The following is a 17,807-nucleotide window of genomic DNA, read 5'->3' as shown; positions in this document are numbered from 1 at the left end:
AAACCACCCCCCCACCCCACGGGGCTGTAAAATCGACACCGCCCCGGTGCGCAGTGGCGCACCGGGCCTGGGCCTTGAGTGGTAGCGGGGACAGGATTTGAACCTGCGACCTCTGGGTTATGAGCCCAGCGAGCTACCGAGCTGCTCCACCCCGCGTCGGTGAACCCGACTGTACGGCACATCGGGTGTGCGGTCGAATCGCTTTCCTCGCCCGTCGGCTCCGAGACCCCGATCAACCGCGGGCGCGCTGCGTGCCGGCGGGAGCACGGATCAGCCGGACCCGGGCGGCCCAGCGGGCCTCGCCCCCGGTGTCCGGGCATCCGCCGCGACGGCCACACGGACCTCGGCGGGCTTCGCGTGCGGTACCTCGGGGGCGCCGCGCAGCAGGTCGGCCAGCAGACGGTCCAACGGATCGGGCTCCGCGTGGTCGGGCCACGGCTCGGGGGTCGGCGCCGAGCGGATCCCGGCCAGAGTTCGGCTCAGCCTGTCCACGAGGACCCCCGGCCCGGTGCACGTCTCGCGTTCGGCCGTGGCGCGTTCCGAGACCTGGCGGGTCAGTTCACCGACCAGTCTCCGGGCCAACTCCAGCTCCTGCTCGGCGGTTTCGAACGCCCTCGCCGAGATGCTCTGCGGCGGGATGGCATCCGCGAGCGGCGCAAGAGCGGCCGTGGCGGCGTCGACGGTGTGGTCGAGCAGGCGGCGGACGGCGGCGGCGCGGTCGGCGGCGGGGAGCTCGGCCGCGAGTTCGGCGGCGTAGAGGCGGGCGAGGCGGTCGCTGCGGAAGCGGCCGGGGGAGGCTTCCTGGACGAGGTGGGCCGCGTCGAGCTCGGCGAGGAGTTCCCGGGCCCGCGCGCGGGTGACTTCGGCGAGGGCGGACGCGGCCGCGCTGTCGAGGGCGCCGCCGGGGTGGAGGCCGGAGAGGGCGAACAGGCGGCGGGCGTCGGCGGGCAGGGCGCGGACGGTCCGGCCGAGTGCGGCGGCGATGCCGAGGGCGCCGCCGGTGGCGAGGGCGGCGAGGCCGGTGCGCTCGTCGGACATCTCGTGCACGACGTCGCCGAGGGCCCAGCCCGGGCGGGAGGCGAGCCGGGCGCCGGCGACCCGCAGGGCGAGCGGCAGCCGGTCGCACAGGGCGGCCAGGCGGCGGGCGGCGGTGGGGTCGGCGGCGACGCGGTCCGCGCCGACGACGCGGCCGAGGAGTTCGACGGCCTCGTCCTCCGGCAGGCCGCCGACGGGCAACGGGATGGCGGCCTCGCTGACCACGAGGTCGGTCAGCCGGGATCGGCTGGTGATGACGACCACGGGCTCGGGCGCGCACGGCAGGAGCGGCTCGACCTGTTCCGCGGAGCGGGCGCCGTCGAGGACGAGCAGGAGCCGGCGACCCTCGGTCAGCCGGCGCATCAGCGCACCCGCCTGCGCGAGGTCGGCGGGGCGTTCGGCGGCCGGGACACCGAGCCGGGCGAGGACGACGTCGAGGGCCTCGGCGGTGGTGAGGGGTTCGTCCTCGCCGAAGCCGCGCAGGTCGACGTGGACGCGGCCGTCGGGGAAGCGGTCGGCGCGGGCGTGCGCCCAGTGCAGGACGAGGCTGGTCTTGCCGGCGCCGGCGACGCCGGTGACGAGCACCGGGCGGCCGTCGGCGCGGCGGGCCGCTTCGTCGAGGTGCCGCAGTTCCACGGCGCGGCCGACGAGGCCGGTGCCGGTGCGCGGCAGCGCGTCACTGGGCGCCGGGGCGGGCGGGGTCGCGGCAGCGGACGCACGGACCGCCGGAACGGCCACGGCGTCGGCGGCCTGCCGCAGGAGGTGGCCCGGTGCCAGCCCCCGGCTCGCGAGCCGCTCGTGGAACCGCGCCAGCGCGAGGTGCGCGTCGGCGGGCCGTCCGGCCTGGTGGAGGCAGCGGATGAGCAGGGCCGCGGCGGGTTCGCGCAGCGGGTCGGCCGCGACGGCGGCCTGGAGGTCGTCGAGGGCGTCGGCACCGCGGCCGACGGTCAGCAGCCGCTCGGCGAGCCGCTCGACGGCGAGCGCGCGGGCGGTGTCGAGCCGCCGACCGGCGGTCTCGGTCAGGACGCGCGACCCGCAGTCGCTGAGGGCGGGCCCGTCCCAGAGGTCGAGGGCCTCGCGCAGCAGCGCGATGGACCGCTCGGTGTCGGCAGCGTCCTCGGCGGCGGCGCTGAGCCGTTCGAAGCGCTTGGCGTCGACGAGGTCGGGCTCGCCGACGAGGACGTAGCCCTGAGCCCTGGTCAGGAGGGTCAGGCCCTCGCAGAGGCTGCGGCGGACGGCGGACACGTGCCCCTGGAGGGCAGCGCGCGCGGTGGGCGGCGGCGCGCCCTCCCACACGGTGTCGAGCAGCCGGTCCACCGTGACGTGGCCGTTGAGCTCGCTGGCAAGCAGCGAGAGCACGGCGCGCCGACGGGCGCCCGTCAGGCCGACGGGGCGCCCCTGCGGACAGTGGACTTCGACGCGGCCCAGCAGCCGGACGCGCACACCCAACTCCCTGAGTACCCGAGGACGGACGGAACGGCCTGAGGATACGAAGTGGTTCGATCTTCGTCCAAGTGCCCGAATCCATTGGTTAAGTAACACAACTACCGTGCACAGAAAGAAATTTGGAGCACTCCGACAGCCAATGGTCAACACTCAAGGTTCGCCCGGAGTTCACCTTGGGCTCATCGTGCCCACGGCATCTCCGCCGCTCCGCAGGGTGGCCATCGCCCCATATCGACGCGCGTAGACTCACATGCTGGACAAGATGATTGAATGACCGCCCCGGCTCCTCCGCCGGGACGCGGCGGACATGGGGAGCGCATGCGCATTCGGCTGCTCGGGCCCACCGAGCTGAGGGCCGCGGACGGCCGCACGGTGCCGGTCGCCGGGGCCAAGCGCCGCGCGGTGCTGGCCCTGCTGGCGCTGGAGCTGGGCCGGTGCGTCCGGATCGAGCGGTTCTACGGCCTGCTGTGGGACGACGAGCCCCCGGCCCAGGCGAAGGCCGCGCTCCAGGGGCACATCGCCGCGCTGCGCAAGCTCCTGCACGGCACGCCCCTGACCCTGCACACCCAGGCGCCCGGCTACCTCCTCGACGGCGACCGCGAGTGCGTCGACGTCCACCGCTTCACCACGCTCAGCACCCGCGCCGCCGACGAACCCGACGACGAAGCCGCGGCCGCCCTGCTCGGGCAGGCCCTCGCCCTCTGGGACGGGCCAGCCCTCGCCGACCTGCCCGCCACCGAGCAACGGCACGGCCTCGCCAACCAGTTGGACCGCGGCCGCGAGCAGGCCCTGCACGACTGGACGGAACGCCTCCTGCGCACCGGCCGGGGTGCCGCCGCCCTCCCGTCGCTCGAACGGCACCTGCACACCGACTGGCTCCAGGAGCCCACCGTCGCCCTGCTCGTGCGCTGCCTGCACCAGGCCGGGCGCCCGGCCGAGGCCCTGCGCCTCTACCACCGCGCCCGCGCCGGCCTCGCGGCCGAGCTGGGCATGCGCCCGGGCACCGCCCTCCAGGCGGCCCTCGCCGTCGTCCTGGCCGACGAGCGCGCCACTGCGGACACCGGCACCTCCGAGAATCCGCCGGCCGCCTCGGCACAGCCCGCCGCCTCCCTGCCCCGGCCCACCACCGGCTCGCTCCCCCGCCGGACCGCCGGCTTCGTCGGCCGCGACGCCGAACTGCGCTGGCTCGACCAGGCCTGCGGCCCCGACCGCCCCGACCACGCGCTCGCCGTCATCGTCGGCGCGGCCGGCGCCGGCAAGACCGCGACCGCCGTCCGCTGGGCCCACACCGCCGCCGGCGGCTTCCCCGACGGCCACCTCCACTGCGACCTGCGCGGCTTCGACCCCGCCCGCCCCAGCGAACCCGCCGAGGTGCTCGGCCGGTTCCTGCGCGCCCTCGGACTCGCCGAGGCCGAGATCCCCGAGGACCACGCCCGGCGCGGCGCCCTCTACCGCGCGCTCACCGCCGAACGCGAACTGCTGGTGCTCCTCGACAACGTCCGCAGCGCCGAGGACGTCACCGAACTCCTGCCCGCAGGGCCTCGCAGCGCCACCGTCGTCACCAGCCGGCACACCCTGGAGGACCTGGTCGTCACCGAGGGCGCCGCCCTGCTGCGCCTCGAACCCCTGCCCCAGACCGACGCCCTCGCACTGCTCTCCCAGGTGCTCGGCGAGGAGCGCCTCGCCGCCGAACCCGCCGCCGCCCGACGGCTGGCCGGGCTCTGCGACCACCTGCCGCTCGCCCTGCGGATCGCCGCCGCCCGCCTCGCCGCCCAGCCCGCCTGGAGCGTCGCCGACCTCGTCGCCGAGGCCGAGGACGAGCGCACCCGGCTGCCCGCACTCGACGCCCAGGGCGGTGTCAGCGTGCGCTCCGCCCTCAACCTGACGCTGCGCCGCCTGCCCCCGACCGCCGCCCGGCTCGTCGCCCTGCTGGCCGTCCACCCCGGGCCGGAGATCGACGTGCCCGCCGCCGCCGCACTGCTGGAGGCCCGCCCGGCCGAGGTCCGCGGCGCCCTCGGCGAACTCGCCGCCCACCACCTGCTCACCGAGACCGCCCCCGGCCGCTACGGCCGCCACGACCTCGTCCGGCTCTACGGCCGCGAGCTGCTCGACGGCGACCCGCCCGCCCGGCGCCACGCCGCCCTCGTCCGGCTGCTCGACTACTACCTCACCGCCGCGATGGCCGGTGCGAGCCGGCTCCAGCCGCACCTCACCGAGTTCGAACAGCCGGTCGCGTTCCCGCCGCCCGACCTGCCCCACCTGCCGGACGTCCGCACCGCCCTCGACTGGTTCCGCACCGAGGAGCCCACCGTCCGCGCCCTCGTCGCCGCCGGCGCCCGGGCCGGCGAGGGCGACCGCTCGTGGCGGCTCGCCTTCCTCGCCAACTGCCTCTACTTCGGCGCCGGACGGCTCACCGACCGCCTCGACTGCCTGCGGCACGGCCTCACCGCCGCCACCAGCACCGGCGACCCGGTCGCCACCGCCCTCGTCGAGGCCGCCACCGCACGGGCGCTCAGCGGAAAGCGGCGGCCCGTCGAAGCCCTCGCCCTCGCCCGCCGCGCCGCCGACCGCGCCCGGCACCACGACGGTCCGGCCCAGATCTACACGATGGCCGTGCTGGCCGCCGCCCTCGCCGACCACGGCGACCTCGCCGAGGCCCGCGAACTCTCCGACGCCGCCGTGCGCCGGCTGGACGACCTGGGCCTCCACGAGGCCGGCGCCGCCGTCCTCGCCAACGCGGCCACGCTCGCCGCACTCGTCGGCGACGGACCGGCGGCGCTGCGCCACGCCCACGAGGCCCAGCGGCTGCTGGCCGCGCACCCGCACGCCACCTTCCACCTCTTCGCGCTCGCCGACGAGGCCGACGCCCTGCGGCTCCTCGGCCGCCACGACGAGTCGGAACGGGCCTGGCAGGACGCCGCCGAACGCTGCCGGGCCAGCGGGGCGCTGCACCTGGAGGCCGCGGTCGAGCAGCGGTACGCGGACTTCCTCCTGAGTGTCGGACGCGCCCGAGAGGCGGCCGAACACCTCGGCCGGGCACGGGAGTTCTGCGCGGAGTCCGGCGACACCCGGGGCGCCGCGGAACTCGCGGCGCGGATCTCCGCGATCGGAGCCTGAGGGCACGGAACGCTACCGGCCCCGCCGGGCGTGCTGTTCAGGCCGCCCTGAACCAGGCCCCCAGCGCTTCGTGCAGGCCGTCGTTCGTGGTGCCCTGCCAGGCGACGTAGCAGTCGGGCCGGAGAAGCAGTGCGGTGTCGAGGTCCGGGACCGTCACGGTGTCGACGTGCGACGCCCAAACGCCCGCGTCGAGGGTGCCGGTGGGGTCCAGGAGGAGCGGGCGGCCGGTGCGGGTGAGTTCGCGCAGGCCGGGCAGGTCCGGCGCCCATCGGCCCACCAGCGGTCCGGTTGCCGGCCCCATGTCGTAGGTGATGTCCGCGCCGGACAGCAGGTTCGCGACGTGCTGCCGGGTCGCGGGCTGGGCGAGCAGCTCGCCGAACAGTTCACGCAATGCCGTCACATCGGCGCCCGGGCGGATCAGTTGCGACTGCGCCTGCGTGTGCATGGCGACCCTCCGCGCCACCGGGGACCGCTCCAGCTCGTAGGTGTCCAGCAGCCCCTCCGGCGCGCGGCCGCGCACTTCCGCGGTCAGCTTCCAACCGAGGTTGACCGCATCCTGCAGGCCCAGATTCAGCCCCGGGCCACCGATCGCCGAGTGCACGTGTGCGGCGTCACCGAGCAGGAACACCCGGCCCGCACGGTACTGCGACGCGATCCGGGTGTTGCCGCCGAACAGCCGCCGCATCATGTGCGGTCCCGCTCCGGTCGGCGGGTGGAGCGGCAGGTCCGCGCCGAGCACCCGGCAGGCGCTGGCCCGGAGTTCGTCGAGTGAGGCCTCGCCCTCGGCCGGCTGGTCCCACTCCGTCGTGCTGATCAGCGGAGCGCCGCCCGGGAACGGTGCCCAGGTGATCAGGCCGCGCTCGGTGCGCAGGTGTCGAAACGGCGGTATGACACCGAAATCGGGTACGACCAGGCCGCCATCGGCACCGACCATCTCGGAGGGCACGCTCACGTGTCCGGTACGCGACACCGAGTCATCCGCGGTCACGCCGGGGAACCCGATGCCGGTGAGCCTGCGGACGGTACTGTGCCCGCCATCGGCTCCGACCAGGAACGCCGCCTCCATCGACTCCCGCCCGCGCAGCTCGACCGTCACCGAGTCCTCGCCCTGCGTCAGGCCGGTGACCTCGTGACCGCGGCGGACCTCGACGCCCAGTTCGGCCGCGCGCTCGGCGAGCATCCGCTCCACCCTGCGCTGCGGCACCATCAACGTGTAGAGCGGGTTGTCCGGCAGGTCCTTCAGGTCGAGCGGGAACGCGCCGAACACGAACCCGGGCACCGGCTCGGGGGTGGCACCGGGTGCGGTCAGCCGCTCGTACAGTCCACGCCGGTCGAGCATCCGGACGACCTGGCCGACCAGGCCGTTCGCGCGCTGCTCGCCGGACGGTTCGGCGAGGCGTTCCAGGACGAGCGGACGCGCGCCGGCCAGGGCGAGTTCGCAGGCCAGCATCAGGCCGTTGGGTCCGGCGCCCGCGATGATGACGTCGATCATGGGCAGAGTCCTTTTCCGGGCAGGGAACGTCGGCCCGACCGGCCGCCGGGCTTTCCGTCCGCATTGGATTGCTAGGGAGTCGGCAGACCCGCCGCGATTCGGGCAAGGGCATCCGTGAGCAGGTGCTCCACCGGTACCGGCGGATCCGTGCGGAGGTGGTGTGCCATGGCGGTGTTGGTCGCGGCCATGACTGCGGACGCGACAAGGTGCGGGTACAGGTCCTGTGCCAGGTCGGTACCGGTGCGGTGGGCGATGGCTGCGGCGATCTCGGCCTCGGCCATGGCCCCGGCCCGCAGCATCTCGCCTTGCAGGGCCGGTTCGGCGACCATCATGCGCACGCCTGCCGTCCACCTCCGCGCGTCCGGAACAGGGTGAGCGGCCGCTGCGGTGTCCGGCTCGAACTGCGGCAGCACAGCGCGAGTGATCGCGTCCCACAGCGGCTCTGCCGGGCCCTCGCGCAGCGCTTCCGCGATGCGCAGGCAACGGTCGAGGTGGCGCGCGACGATCGCCTCGCCCTTGCTGGAGAAGTAGTTGTTGAACGTGCGCGGCGAGACACCGGCGGCCTCGGCGATGTCCTCCACCTTGACGTTGTCGAGCCCTCGCTCGACGACCAGCCGTAGTGCCGCCCAGCTGAGCGCGGCGCGTGTCTCGGCCTTCTTCCGTTCTCGCAGCCCCATGGAACGACGGTAGCAAAGATTGCGTGTCACGCACATATGCGTGGCACGCAATATTTGGCCGCTGGCGCCGCCCTGCTGTCCGCTTCGTGGCCGCGACCGGCGGCCTGCCCGGAGGAACGGGTCAACGACCAGCTAGAACAGCGGAGTTGAACGTCTCGCGGTAGGTGCGTGGCGGTACCCCGACGTGCGCCTTGAACAGAGTCCGGAAGTTGGCCGGCGTGCCCAGGCCGCAGCGCCGTGCGACGGCTTCGACCGTCAGGTCGCTCGATTCCAGGAGTTCCCGCGCGAGGCCGAGCCTGGCGTCGAGCAGCCAACTCATCGGCGGCCGGCCGGTGTCGGAGTGGAAGCGACGGATGAGCGTGCGGCGGGACATGCCGGCCCGGCGCGCCAACTGGTCGACGGTGAGCGGCTGGTGCAGGTGGCGCAGGGCCCACTCGTACAGCGGCATCGTCGCGCCGGAGGCGTCCGGGGCCACCGGCAGGTCGGCGAACTGAGCCTGGCCGCCGGCGCGGTGGGGGGCGGTGACCAGCAGGCGGGCCCGCTGGTTCGCCAGGCGGGCGCCGTAATCGCGGCGGACGAGGTGCAAGGACAGGTCGAGGCCCGCGGCGACTCCGCCCGAGGTCAGCACCTGGCCTTCATCGATGTACAGCTCGTGCGGTTGCACCGTCACCTGCGGGTGCCGCCTGGCCAGCTCTGCGGCGTACCGCCAGTGCGTGGTGGCCCGGCGGCCGTCGAGCAGGCCGGCGGCGGCGAGGGCGAACGCCCCCGAGCAGATGGACACCATCCGGCTGCCGCGGGCGGCCGCCCGTGCGAGCGCGGCGGTGACCGCGGCCGAGGGCGGGTCGGGTTCCAGGTACCCGGGGACGATCACGGTGTCCGCGGTCCGGAGGGCGTCCAGCCCGTCGGCGACGGACAGCACCGGGCCGCCGTGCATCGGCACCAGGCCGGGCCGTTCCGTGCACACCGTCATCGAGTACGGCCCGTCCGGCCAGCTTCCGAAGACCTGCAACGGAATCCCGATGTCGAGTGCGAGGACGTTGTCGAGCGCGACCACGACCACGTGGTGCTTGCCGCCGGAGGTACGGGCTCCCATGGCACGATTCTATCGCTGCATGGCACTCGTGCCACTGACTCCCTCGCCCTGCGCGCGCCTACGGTCATTTCATGACCCACGAGACGCGCTCTCCTGCCGTCACTGCCGGGCGTGCTGGTTGTGCACGGGTCCGGCGAGGACGCCTCGGTGCGGTCGGCCGCCTCAGGGCCGTCCCGGCGGCCCGGCTCCCGCGACCGAGTACACCAATGGTCGAGATCATCGGCGCCGAGCACGGCAAGTACCGCAACGTCTGGCCGCCGGCGACGGAGGAACTCATCAAGCAGGTCCAGGAGACCGCCTGGACCCGCACGGTGTGATCCGACGCCGGCCAGGCGTCGCGCCGCCACCCAAGCGGCTCCGCCCGGAGCCGCGCGCCACCGCACACGAAAGAGAGCTGCCGTGACCACCGACGCACCCCTGCCCGTCTTCGAACGGCTCGGCCTCCCGGACACGGACCTGTCCCGGGACGCCTACGCCTACGTGGAGAGGGCCACCCCCGACTTCGTCTTCTTCCACAGCGTCCGCAGCTACGTCTTCGCCCGCGCCCATGCCCGGCACCAGAATCTGCGCGCGGGTGCCGACTACGACGACGAACTGCTGTTCCTCAGCTGCGTCCTGCACGACATCGGGCTGAGCGAGGAGGGCAACGGCGACCAGCGTTTCGAGGTCGACGGTGCCGACACCGCGGCGGCGCTCCTCCGCGAACGCGGCGTCGAGGAACGGCGCATCGCCATCGCCTGGGACGCCATCGCGCTGCACACCTCCGATGGCATCGCCGCGCGCAAGGGCGCAGAGGTGCGGCTGGCCCAGGAGGGCATCGGCACCGACATCCTCGGAGTCCGGCGCGAGAGCCTTCCGGCCGGCCTCGCCGACGACGTGCACGCCCTCCTCCCCCGCATGGACCTGGGCTACGCGCTGAGCGACGCGATCGTCGACCAGGCCAAGTCCAGGCCGCAGAAGGCATCTCCGTTGACGTTCCCGGGAGCACTGCTGCGCCACCACCTGCCCCATGGCGCCCAGCCCACGTGGTACGACCTGCTCGCCGGCGCGGGCTGGGGGGACAAGCCCGTCGGTGCCGTCGCCCGGCGCCGTGCGGAGACGCCCGAGCAGGTAGGCGCCCTGTTCACGGAGTACCTGGAGGCGGGTGACATCGAGGGCCTGGTGTCGCTGTACGAGCCGCGCGCGCACTTCGTCCCCGCCCCCGGAACCCACCTGGTGGGCACCGAAGCCATCCGGACGGCCCTGCAACAGCTGGTCGACAGCGGCGCCCGCCTCAAGCTCGAACTGCGCGAGATCCGGCAGGTGGACGACATCGCCCTGGTGTCGAACACCGCCACCCTGACGGGCGCCGGCCCCGAGCCGGTGATCTCCACGACGACGGAGATACTCCGGCGCCGGCCGGACGGCGGCTGGGCCCACGTCGTGGACGACCCCTTCTTCAACTGACCGTCCACGCCCGCGCCATCAGGTGACAGCAGAACCGATCGCGCCAGAGGCTCACACCGCGATGCCCATGCCCCTCGCCTCCAGTATCGGCCGCAGCGCACGCACCGCGTAGAAGCTGCGGGACTTCACCGTCCCCACCGCGACGCCGAGCACCTGCGCGGCCTCCACCATCGAGCGGCCCTTCAGGTGCAGTTCCACCAGCACGTCCCGGTGGTGCGGCTGGAGCTCCGCCAGGGCCGAGGCCATGTCCCGGGCGGCGAGCAGTTCGTCGTACGGGTCGTGGGTGCCGGCGTGCTCTTCTGGTGACTCGTCGGCCACCGCCTGGACGCGCGCGGTGGCCATCCGGAAGTGGTCGATCGCGATCCGGCGGGCCACCGTGAACAGCCACGGCCGGCTCTGCTCCAGGCCCCGCTGGATCGCGGCCGGGTTCTGCCAGGCGCGCAGCAGGGTCTCCTGCAGGATGTCCTCGGCCTTGCCGCGGTCACCGCTGGTGACTCTCAGCAGGGCCCGCATCAGGTACGGACCGTGCAGGCGGTACAGCTCCGCCAGGGTGTCCTGGTGGAGGGTCGCACGCCCCCGGGAGGGCTGGTCGGTGCCCTGCGGGGCGCCTTCGGGGGAAGCGGCGGCTTCCACGGCCACGGCGTCTGTCCTTCGCTCCGGTGCTACGGCATCGGCGAGGAGCGGCGGGGTCCTCGCTCTGGTGCGGTCCCCGGGGCCTCGCCCTGACGGGAAAACCGTCCCAGCCGCCGCCAACGTCCGGCCAACGATCCGCCAACGGGTCCCGGCGGACGGCCGTTGGCGGGCGTTGGCCGTGCGTCCTCTTCCGTCAGCGGCGGGCGGCGAGGGCCGCCGTGAGGCGCTGGACGCCGTCCTCCCCGAAGCGCTGCACGAGGACCGCGACCCAGCCGGCGAGCTCGGTCCGCTCACGCTCGGTCCAGGCGGCCGCCGACGGGTGTTCGTCCGTCACCAGGGCCCGGGCCAGCAGCAGGTGCGCGGCCGTCGGCACCGGCCAGGGCCGCCCGGCCAGCCCTTGGACAGCCAGCCGCCGGGCCACCGCCACGACGTCCCGGGCCGCCGCCGCGGGCACCTGCCACCCGTACGGGGCCGCCGCCCGCCCGGGAACGTCCTCGACGTCCTCGACGGCCTCGGCCAGCCAGGAGGCGATCAACCGCCGCGCCGTCTCCTCGTCCTCCCGCCGTCCGCTCCCCGTGACGGCCGGCCTGCCGTCGCCGCGGTCCACCGTCGTCGCCATCGGAGTCCACCTCACCCGTGCTCGCTCGCGCCTCGTTGCTCTACGTCCGTGTAGTTGAACGGATAACATGCTCGCGATTGTTCAGCTCCGCGTCGCCCCGCAGGTGGGAACCGTTGGACGGTACGCAAACGTCTCCGGGCGGCGGTCGGGTCCGGGGATCTCGTTCGGGTGAAATCCCGCGTGCAGGACCGTTTCTGCTGACCTCGGCCGTCACACCGCCGTGCCACTCTGACGGCGTAATCCCCTCCCCCGAAAGGAACATCCATGGGTGACACGCTGCGCGTGGGCGACGAACTCGGTCTCGGCCACTCCCTCCAGGGCGGTGCCTACACCCTGACGCTGCAGCACGACGGCAATCTGGTCCTCTCCGAGCCGGGTGCCGTCGTCTGGGCCTCCGACACCGACGACAAGGGCGTCCAGCGGGCCGTGCTCCAGGACGACGGCAACTTCGTGCTCTACGACGGCGACGGCGCGGTGTGGGCCACCGACACCGACGGCCGGGACGCCGACCGGCTGGTGGTACAGGCCGACCGCAACGTGGTGCTGTACGGCAAGGACGGCGGCGCGCTGTGGGCGTCGGACACCGGGACCGACAACCCCGTCGCCGCTCCGGAGCCGGCGGCCGCGGCACCGGTCGCCGAAGCCGTGACCCCGCCCCCGGCCATCCCCGCGGCGCGCACCTACACGGTCGAGCCCGGCGACACCCTGTGGGCCGTCGCCGAGCGCTTCTACGGCGACGGTGACCGCTACCGCGACATCGCCACCGCCAGCGGCATCGACGACCCGGACCTCATCGACGTCGGCCAGGTGCTGACGATCCCGTAGGCGGGCCGGAACGCCGGCCAGTCGGCGGCGGGTCTCACACCCCGCCGCGGCGGCGGCCCAGGCGGACGGTCAGGCCCCCGAAGCCCACCAGCACCATCACGCCCGCACTGCCGGCCGCGACCGCCAACGCCCGCCAGGTGCCCGAGCGGTCCGGGCCCGGGGTGACCACCACCGGGTCGGCGGCCGCGGCGGTCTGGTGGGCTGCCGCGGGCCAGGACGCGGTCACGGCCGCCACCGGGTCGACGGTGCCGTAGCCCACCGCGGCGTCCGGGAGGCGGGTGCCCGGGCGGTAGGCGGTCGTCTCCAGGCGGCGCACGAGTTGCTCCGGCGTCAGGTCCGGCCGCAGCGCCAGCACCAGCGCCGCCGTACCGGCCACGTAGGCGGTGGCGCAGCCCGGTCCTGAGGCCGTGAACAGGCCGCCGCCGGGCCCGGTGCCGGTGACGCCCTCGCCGGGTGCGGCCAGGTCCACGCGTCCGTCCAGGGTGCCGCCGGCCGGCCCGCCGGGACCGGTCGACGCCACCGCGAGCACGCCCGGGTAGGAGGCCGGGAACACCGCGGCGCTGCTGCCGCCCCGCGCGTCCGGGGCGACGGGCGCGACGACCAGCGCACCGTGCGCCCCCGCGTACGTGACCGCCTCGCTCAGAGCGTCGCTCGCCCCGGCGACGGGCACCACGACCGCGACGACCCTGGCGCCCTTGTCGACCGCCGCGCGGATCCCGGACGCCAGCAGGTCCGGGGTCGTCGACCCGGCGTCGTCGGTGACCGCCACCACCAGCACGCGGGCGTCCGGCGCGAGCCCGGAGGCACCGCCGTCGACGGTGCTGCGCCCGGCCACCAGCCCGGCCGCGAAGGTGCCGTGGCCGACGCAGTCGCGGCCCGCGTCACCGGGGCCGTAGAGCCGCGGCCCGAGCTGCAACCGCCCGGCCAGGGCGGGCGATCCGGCGTCGACCCCCGAACCGACGACGGCGACCGTCACCCCGGCACCGCGGCTCAACGACCAGGCCTCCTCCGGCCGCAGCGCCCTCTGCGACCAACTCGGCACGTCGGCGGGCCGGTCGGAGGGCTTGACGCACCCGTTGCGCTGGACGTCCTGCCGGGTCTGAGTCAGCGGGGGCGGGTCCGCCCCGGGCGTGGGCGCCGCCACCGCCGCAGGGGCGGCAGCCAGCAGCGCGCCGGCGAACGCGGCCCCGGCCCACCGCCGCCCGCTCACGCCGCGCCACCCGAGGAGTCCCGCGCACCGACGGCCCGCGCCCATTGACGGAGACCCGCGCCGAGGCCGGCCGACCGACCCGACGACGGCGCCGACGACCCCACAGCCGACCAACCGCCGGCCGCACCTCCGCGCCCGGCCGGCGCCCCGGGCAGCACGCCTCCCATCCGCCGCCGCGTCACACCGCACTTCCCGTCCGGGCCGTCGCGACGTCCTGCGGCAGGAGCAGGCTGAGGTCGGCGAGATCGGCGACGTCGAGGCGGCTGAGGCGGCCGGCTTGGCGGGTGATCATGCCTTCCAGGGTCTGGCGGGCCGTGCGGCCGTTGCCGAAGGTGCGGTCGCGCGGCATCGCGGCGAACGTCCCGGTGAGGGCGTCCACCGTCTCCGGGGCGAGCACGTAGCCGGCCTTCTCGGCGTGGAGGCCGACGATGGTGACGAGTTCGTCGTCCGTGTAGTGCTCGAACTCGATCTGGCGGGAGAAACGGGAGGCGAGGCCGGGGTTGGAGGCGAGGAAGCCGCGCATCTCGTCCTCGTAGCCGGCGACGATGACCACCACCTCGTCGCGGTGGTCCTCCATCAGCTTCATCAGCGTGTCGACGGCCTCCTGCCCGAAGTCGTTGCCGGCGCCGCCGCGCGGGGTCAGCGTGTAGGCCTCGTCGACGAACAGGACGCCGCCGCGGGCGCGTTCGAAGGCCTCTCGGGTGAGCTGGGCGGTGTGGCCGACGTAGCGGCCGACGAGGTCGGCGCGGGCGGTCTCGACGAGCTGTCCGCCCGGCAGGACGCCGAGTTCGGCGAGCAGGCGGCCGTAGAGGCGGGCGACGGTGGTCTTGCCGGTGCCGGGCGGGCCGGCGAAGACGAGGTGGTGGCTGATCGCGGCGGTGGGCAGGCCGGCCTCCTCGCGGCGGCGGACCTGGGTGATGAGGTTGACGAGGTCCTCGACCTGCTCCTTGGCGGCGGGCAGGCCGACCATGGCCCGCAGTTCGTCGAGGATCACGGTGCTGTCCGCGGCCTCGGCCGCACCGGCCGCCTCGACGCCGGTGTCGGCCGCGACGAGCAGCGCGAGGTCCTCGTCGGCGATCTCGGGCTGCCGGGCGAGCCGGGTGGCCTGCCGGTCGACCATCTCCTCGAAGACCTTGCGGGCCGACCGGCCGTTGCCGAAGTCCGGTCCCTTGGGCATCCGTTCGAAGAGTGTGGTGAGCGCTTCCCCGGTGCCGTCGGCGAGTTGGTAGCCGTGGCCGGTGGCCGCCTTCTCGACGATGGTGACGAGCTCGTCGACCGCGTAGTTGGCGAACTCCACGGTGCGGCTGAAGCGGGAGGCGAGGCCGGGGTTGCTGGCGAGGAAGTCGGTCATCTCGGCGGAGTAGCCGGCGACGATCACCACGATGTCGTCCCGGTGGTCCTCCATCAGCTTCACGAGGGTGTCGATGGCCTCCCGCCCGAAGTCGGGGCCGTTGCCGCCGGCTCCGGCGGAGAGCGTGTAGGCCTCGTCGATGAACAGGACGCCGCCGAGCGCCTCGTTGAACACCTCCGTGGTCTTGAGCGCCGTGCCGCCGACGATGGCCGCGACGAGGTCGGCGCGCGCGACCTCGGTCAGGTGGCCGCTGCGCAGGACGCCGAGTTCCGCCAGGATGCTGCCGTAGAGGCGGGCGACGGTGGTCTTGCCGGTGCCCGGGGGCCCGGCGAAGATCAGGTGGCGGCTCATCGGGAGGGCGGGCATGCCGGCGAGTTCGCGGCGGCGGGCCAGCCGGTTGAGGTTCACCAGCGTGGCGACCTGCTCCTTCACCGCCGCGAGGCCGACGAGGTTCTCCAGGACCTCCAGCGGCCCCTGTGCGGCGGACGCGGGCGTCGGCGCGCCCTCCTCGGCCCGGACGGACTCGCCCGGACCGGCGGCCACCCCGGCCGCCCGCGACACGCCGGCGTCGGCGCTCGCCGAGCCGTGGGCGTCGGGGTGGCCGTTCTCCCGGCTCTGCAGGTTCTCCACGGACAGGCGGGTGCTGGGAGTGGTCTGCCGCAGGCCGGAGCCGCCGTTGCCGGTGACGGTGCAGCCGGTCGCGCGGACGGCGTCGGTGGAGTCGACGCGGATGCCGTCGGCCGAGTTGTCGACCGCCTCCAGCCGGGTCAGGGCCGCGCGGGCGCCGGCCCCGATCCGGATGCCGTGGCGGCCGTTGGCGCGGGCCCGGACGCGGGTGCAGGTGAGGTCGCCGCCGTCGTCGACGGCGAGGCCGTCCTCGGTGGACTCGGCCACGTCGCAGTCGCGCAGGGTGGCGACGCCGCCCGTGCCGACGTGCACTCCGACGCCTTCGGTACCGCGGACGGTGGTGCCGCCGACGAAGGTGTTGGCGCCGTCGGCGATCAGGACCCCGGTGCGGCCGGCGGCGAGCACGGTGGAGTCCTCCAGGCGGCCGCGGGCGTCCCGGACCGCCTCGACGCCGTTGCCGCGCGCGGAGGTGACGGTGATGCGGCGCAGCAGGGGGTTGGCGCCCTCGGCGATCCGCACGCCGCTGCCGCCGGCGTCGCTGACCTCCAGGCGGACGAGTTCGGCGGCGCTCTCGCCGCCGAGGTCGACTCCGGTGTCGCCGCAGTCGCGCACGGCGAGCCCGGTGAAGGCCGGTCCCGCGCAGTCGTCGACGCGGACGCCGACGCCCTCGGCGCCGGTCACCTCGCAGTCCTCGAAGGTGCCGCGGGAGCGGCCGGTGACGTGGATGCCGTGGCCGCGGGTGCGCACCGCGCGGCAGCGGCGCAGCAGCGGGTCGGTGCCGTTGCCGAGCACGATGCCGTGGCCGGTGGTGGCGGTGACGGTGCAGTCCTCCAGGAGCACGCGGGCGGCGGAGCCGACGTAGACGCCGAGGGCGGCGTCGCGGACGGTGGTGCGCAGCACGCGGGTGGTGCTGTGCTCCTCCAGGGCGATCGCGGGCTTGTCGGTGGTGGAGATCTCGCAGTCCTCGATGCTGCCGCGGGCCTCGCCGTTGGCGCAGATGCCGTTGCCGCGGGCGTCGCGCATGACGCAGTTGCGGACGACGGGGTTGGCGCCCTCGCCGATCACGAGGGCGGAGGTGCCGAGGTGTTCGATGACGGTGTCCTCGATGACGCTGGCGCCGGTGGAGGTCTCGACGATGCCGGCGCCGGCCGAGTTGACGATGCGGCAGCCGCGCATGGCGAGGGCGCCCTGCCGGCGGGTGAGGACGGCGGTCCAGGAGTTGCCGACGACCTCGCAGTCCTGGAGGGCGGCCTGGCCGCGGGGGACGTCGACGGCGGGCAGTTCGTCGTCCTGGCCGTGCAGGACGAGGCCGGTGAGCTGGACGGCCTCGGCGACGACCTGGACGACGCAGCCGCGCCGCGGGGTCACCCGGACGGTGCCGCGGACGTCCTCGGCGGCGATGGTGACCATCTTGGTGATCACCAGGTTCTCCTCGTACCGCCCGGGGCGGACGGAGATGACGGCTCCGGCGCGGGCGGCCTCCAGGGCCTCGCCGATCGTGCGGTAGGTGCCGCCGGTCCCCTGTTCCTGGCACACCGTCAGCACATGGCGCGACATGGCTCGTCTTCCCTTTCGTCTGCTTGCTTCGTGCCCTGCGGGCGGGTCGTGCGGGTCATCCGGTGCAGTCGGCCTTCACGGTGGAGGCGGCGAGGTGGGCGCCGGCGGTGCCGCCCCAGTCGATGCCGCGGGTGTGCAGCATGACGGCGATCCGGCCGCCGGTCAGCTGGTAGGTGCCGGCGCTGACCCACTGGCCTTGGTGCTGCGGCTGGTTGATCGAGAACGAGCCGATCGTGCCGCTGCCGGGGCTGGTGCCGTTCTGCACGGTGTAGTAGGCGGGGGCGCCGCCGACCGCCTTGATGTCTCCGTTGTTCGGGATGTAGACGGAGATGCGGCAGCTGCCGCTGGTGACGGGGCTCGCGAAGAACGTCCAGACCACCGAGTTGCCGTCGTCCTTGCTGCGGTCGCCGGACATGGGGACGGACGTGTAGTCGCCGCCGCAGTCGGTGCCGCCGTCGTGGTTGGTGACCCAGTCGCGGGAGCCGGCCGAGTGGCCGTTCTCGCTGTAGCCGGTGCTCGACGAGGCGCAGCCCGGTCCGGCGTAGCCGGTGTAGGACGGCGGGGCGGGCGGAGCCGGCGGGGGCACGGCCGCGGGCGGCTGCTGGGGTTGCTGCGGCGGCTGTGGGGCGGACGGCTGAGCGGGGGGCTGGACGGGGGAGGGCTGCGCCGGGGCCTGAGG

11 protein-coding genes, 1 tRNA gene and 1 pseudogene are annotated in these 17,807 nt (G+C 74.7%); 3 read left to right on the top strand and 10 right to left on the bottom strand.

The annotated features are described in order from the left end of the window. Positions 1 to 79: 79 nt before the first annotated feature. Both ACFV4G_RS11055 and ACFV4G_RS11050 read right to left on the bottom strand, forming a co-directional pair. Positions 80 to 156: transfer RNA gene (locus tag ACFV4G_RS11055), tRNA-Met, on the bottom strand. A gap of 114 nt (positions 157 to 270) precedes the next feature. Next, positions 271 to 2,478 carry a BTAD domain-containing putative transcriptional regulator gene (locus ACFV4G_RS11050; RefSeq protein WP_380438815.1) on the bottom strand — a complete coding sequence of 736 codons (2,208 nt, stop codon included), beginning with the start codon at positions 2,476 to 2,478 and terminating at the stop codon, positions 271 to 273. Between the two features lie 321 nt (positions 2,479 to 2,799). Between ACFV4G_RS11050 and ACFV4G_RS11045 the strand changes: the two genes are divergently transcribed. Continuing rightward, entirely contained in the window at positions 2,800 to 5,598 is a 2,799-nt protein-coding gene (locus ACFV4G_RS11045; RefSeq protein ID WP_380438813.1) for a BTAD domain-containing putative transcriptional regulator, read from the top strand. Between the two features lie 37 nt (positions 5,599 to 5,635). On the opposite strand, the gene ACFV4G_RS11040 is transcribed toward ACFV4G_RS11045, so the two are convergent. The 3 genes from ACFV4G_RS11040 to ACFV4G_RS11030 all read right to left on the bottom strand — a co-directional run bounded on the left by ACFV4G_RS11040 (position 5,636) and on the right by ACFV4G_RS11030 (position 8,860). Then, entirely contained in the window at positions 5,636 to 7,090 is a 1,455-nt protein-coding gene (locus tag ACFV4G_RS11040; protein ID WP_380438811.1) for an FAD-dependent monooxygenase, read from the bottom strand. A gap of 71 nt (positions 7,091 to 7,161) precedes the next feature. Then, positions 7,162 to 7,767: a TetR family transcriptional regulator gene (locus ACFV4G_RS11035; protein ID WP_380438809.1), complete on the bottom strand. Its 606-nt coding sequence runs from the start codon at positions 7,765 to 7,767 to the stop codon at positions 7,162 to 7,164. 121 nt (positions 7,768 to 7,888) lie between these two features. Continuing rightward, positions 7,889 to 8,860, bottom strand: a complete 972-nt coding sequence (locus ACFV4G_RS11030; protein ID WP_380438807.1) for a GlxA family transcriptional regulator — start codon at positions 8,858 to 8,860, stop codon at positions 7,889 to 7,891. 399 nt (positions 8,861 to 9,259) lie between these two features. Between ACFV4G_RS11030 and ACFV4G_RS11025 the strand changes: the two genes are divergently transcribed. Beyond that, positions 9,260 to 10,306 (top strand): nuclear transport factor 2 family protein, encoded by a 1,047-nt coding sequence (locus ACFV4G_RS11025; RefSeq protein WP_380438805.1) that lies wholly within the window; start codon positions 9,260 to 9,262, stop codon positions 10,304 to 10,306. Between the two features lie 51 nt (positions 10,307 to 10,357). Here the strand turns inward: ACFV4G_RS11025 and ACFV4G_RS11020 are convergent, their stop codons facing one another. After that, positions 10,358 to 10,945 (bottom strand): sigma-70 family RNA polymerase sigma factor, encoded by a 588-nt coding sequence (locus ACFV4G_RS11020; protein ID WP_380438803.1) that lies wholly within the window; start codon positions 10,943 to 10,945, stop codon positions 10,358 to 10,360. A gap of 187 nt (positions 10,946 to 11,132) precedes the next feature. Next, positions 11,133 to 11,558, bottom strand: a complete 426-nt coding sequence (locus tag ACFV4G_RS11015) for a hypothetical protein (protein ID WP_380438801.1) — start codon at positions 11,556 to 11,558, stop codon at positions 11,133 to 11,135. 264 nt (positions 11,559 to 11,822) lie between these two features. Here ACFV4G_RS11015 and ACFV4G_RS11010 point away from each other — a divergent pair, with 264 nt between their 5' ends. Then, positions 11,823 to 12,383: a LysM peptidoglycan-binding domain-containing protein gene (locus tag ACFV4G_RS11010; protein ID WP_380438799.1), complete on the top strand. Its 561-nt coding sequence runs from the start codon at positions 11,823 to 11,825 to the stop codon at positions 12,381 to 12,383. A 34-nt stretch (positions 12,384 to 12,417) separates the two neighbouring features. Here ACFV4G_RS11010 and ACFV4G_RS11005 read toward each other — a convergent pair whose 3' ends face one another. From ACFV4G_RS11005 to ACFV4G_RS10995, 3 genes and pseudogenes are all read right to left on the bottom strand, one after another. Next, complete coding sequence (locus ACFV4G_RS11005; RefSeq protein WP_380438797.1) at positions 12,418 to 13,593, bottom strand: S8 family serine peptidase; 1,176 nt, start codon at positions 13,591 to 13,593, stop codon at positions 12,418 to 12,420. 178 nt (positions 13,594 to 13,771) lie between these two features. Continuing rightward, complete coding sequence (locus ACFV4G_RS11000; protein WP_380438795.1) at positions 13,772 to 17,128, bottom strand: right-handed parallel beta-helix repeat-containing protein; 3,357 nt, start codon at positions 17,126 to 17,128, stop codon at positions 13,772 to 13,774. A 55-nt stretch (positions 17,129 to 17,183) separates the two neighbouring features. Continuing rightward, positions 17,184 to 17,807: pseudogene (locus ACFV4G_RS10995) on the bottom strand (hypothetical protein); the annotation flags it as partial.

Origin of the sequence: Kitasatospora sp. NPDC059747 (genome assembly GCF_042732955.1) — a bacterium.
Classification (GTDB): domain Bacteria; phylum Actinomycetota; class Actinomycetes; order Streptomycetales; family Streptomycetaceae; genus Kitasatospora.
Note: the sequence above shows the minus strand (reverse complement) of the source record. Positions and strands in the feature narration are given on the sequence as shown.

What these genes read in the sequence shown, in the direction of transcription:
- ACFV4G_RS11045 (WP_380438813.1), top strand. Translation starts at nt 2,800, where the DNA reads ATGCGCATTCGGCTGCTCGGGCCCACCGAGCTGAGGGCCGCGGACGGC.
- ACFV4G_RS11040 (WP_380438811.1), bottom strand. Translation starts at nt 7,090, where the DNA reads ATGATCGACGTCATCATCGCGGGCGCCGGACCCAACGGCCTGATGCTG.
- ACFV4G_RS11035 (WP_380438809.1), bottom strand. Translation starts at nt 7,767, where the DNA reads ATGGGGCTGCGAGAACGGAAGAAGGCCGAGACACGCGCCGCGCTCAGC.
- ACFV4G_RS11030 (WP_380438807.1), bottom strand. Translation starts at nt 8,860, where the DNA reads ATGGGAGCCCGTACCTCCGGCGGCAAGCACCACGTGGTCGTGGTCGCG.
- ACFV4G_RS11015 (WP_380438801.1), bottom strand. Translation starts at nt 11,558, where the DNA reads ATGGCGACGACGGTGGACCGCGGCGACGGCAGGCCGGCCGTCACGGGG.
- ACFV4G_RS11010 (WP_380438799.1), top strand. Translation starts at nt 11,823, where the DNA reads ATGGGTGACACGCTGCGCGTGGGCGACGAACTCGGTCTCGGCCACTCC.
- ACFV4G_RS11000 (WP_380438795.1), bottom strand. Translation starts at nt 17,128, where the DNA reads ATGTCGCGCCATGTGCTGACGGTGTGCCAGGAACAGGGGACCGGCGGC.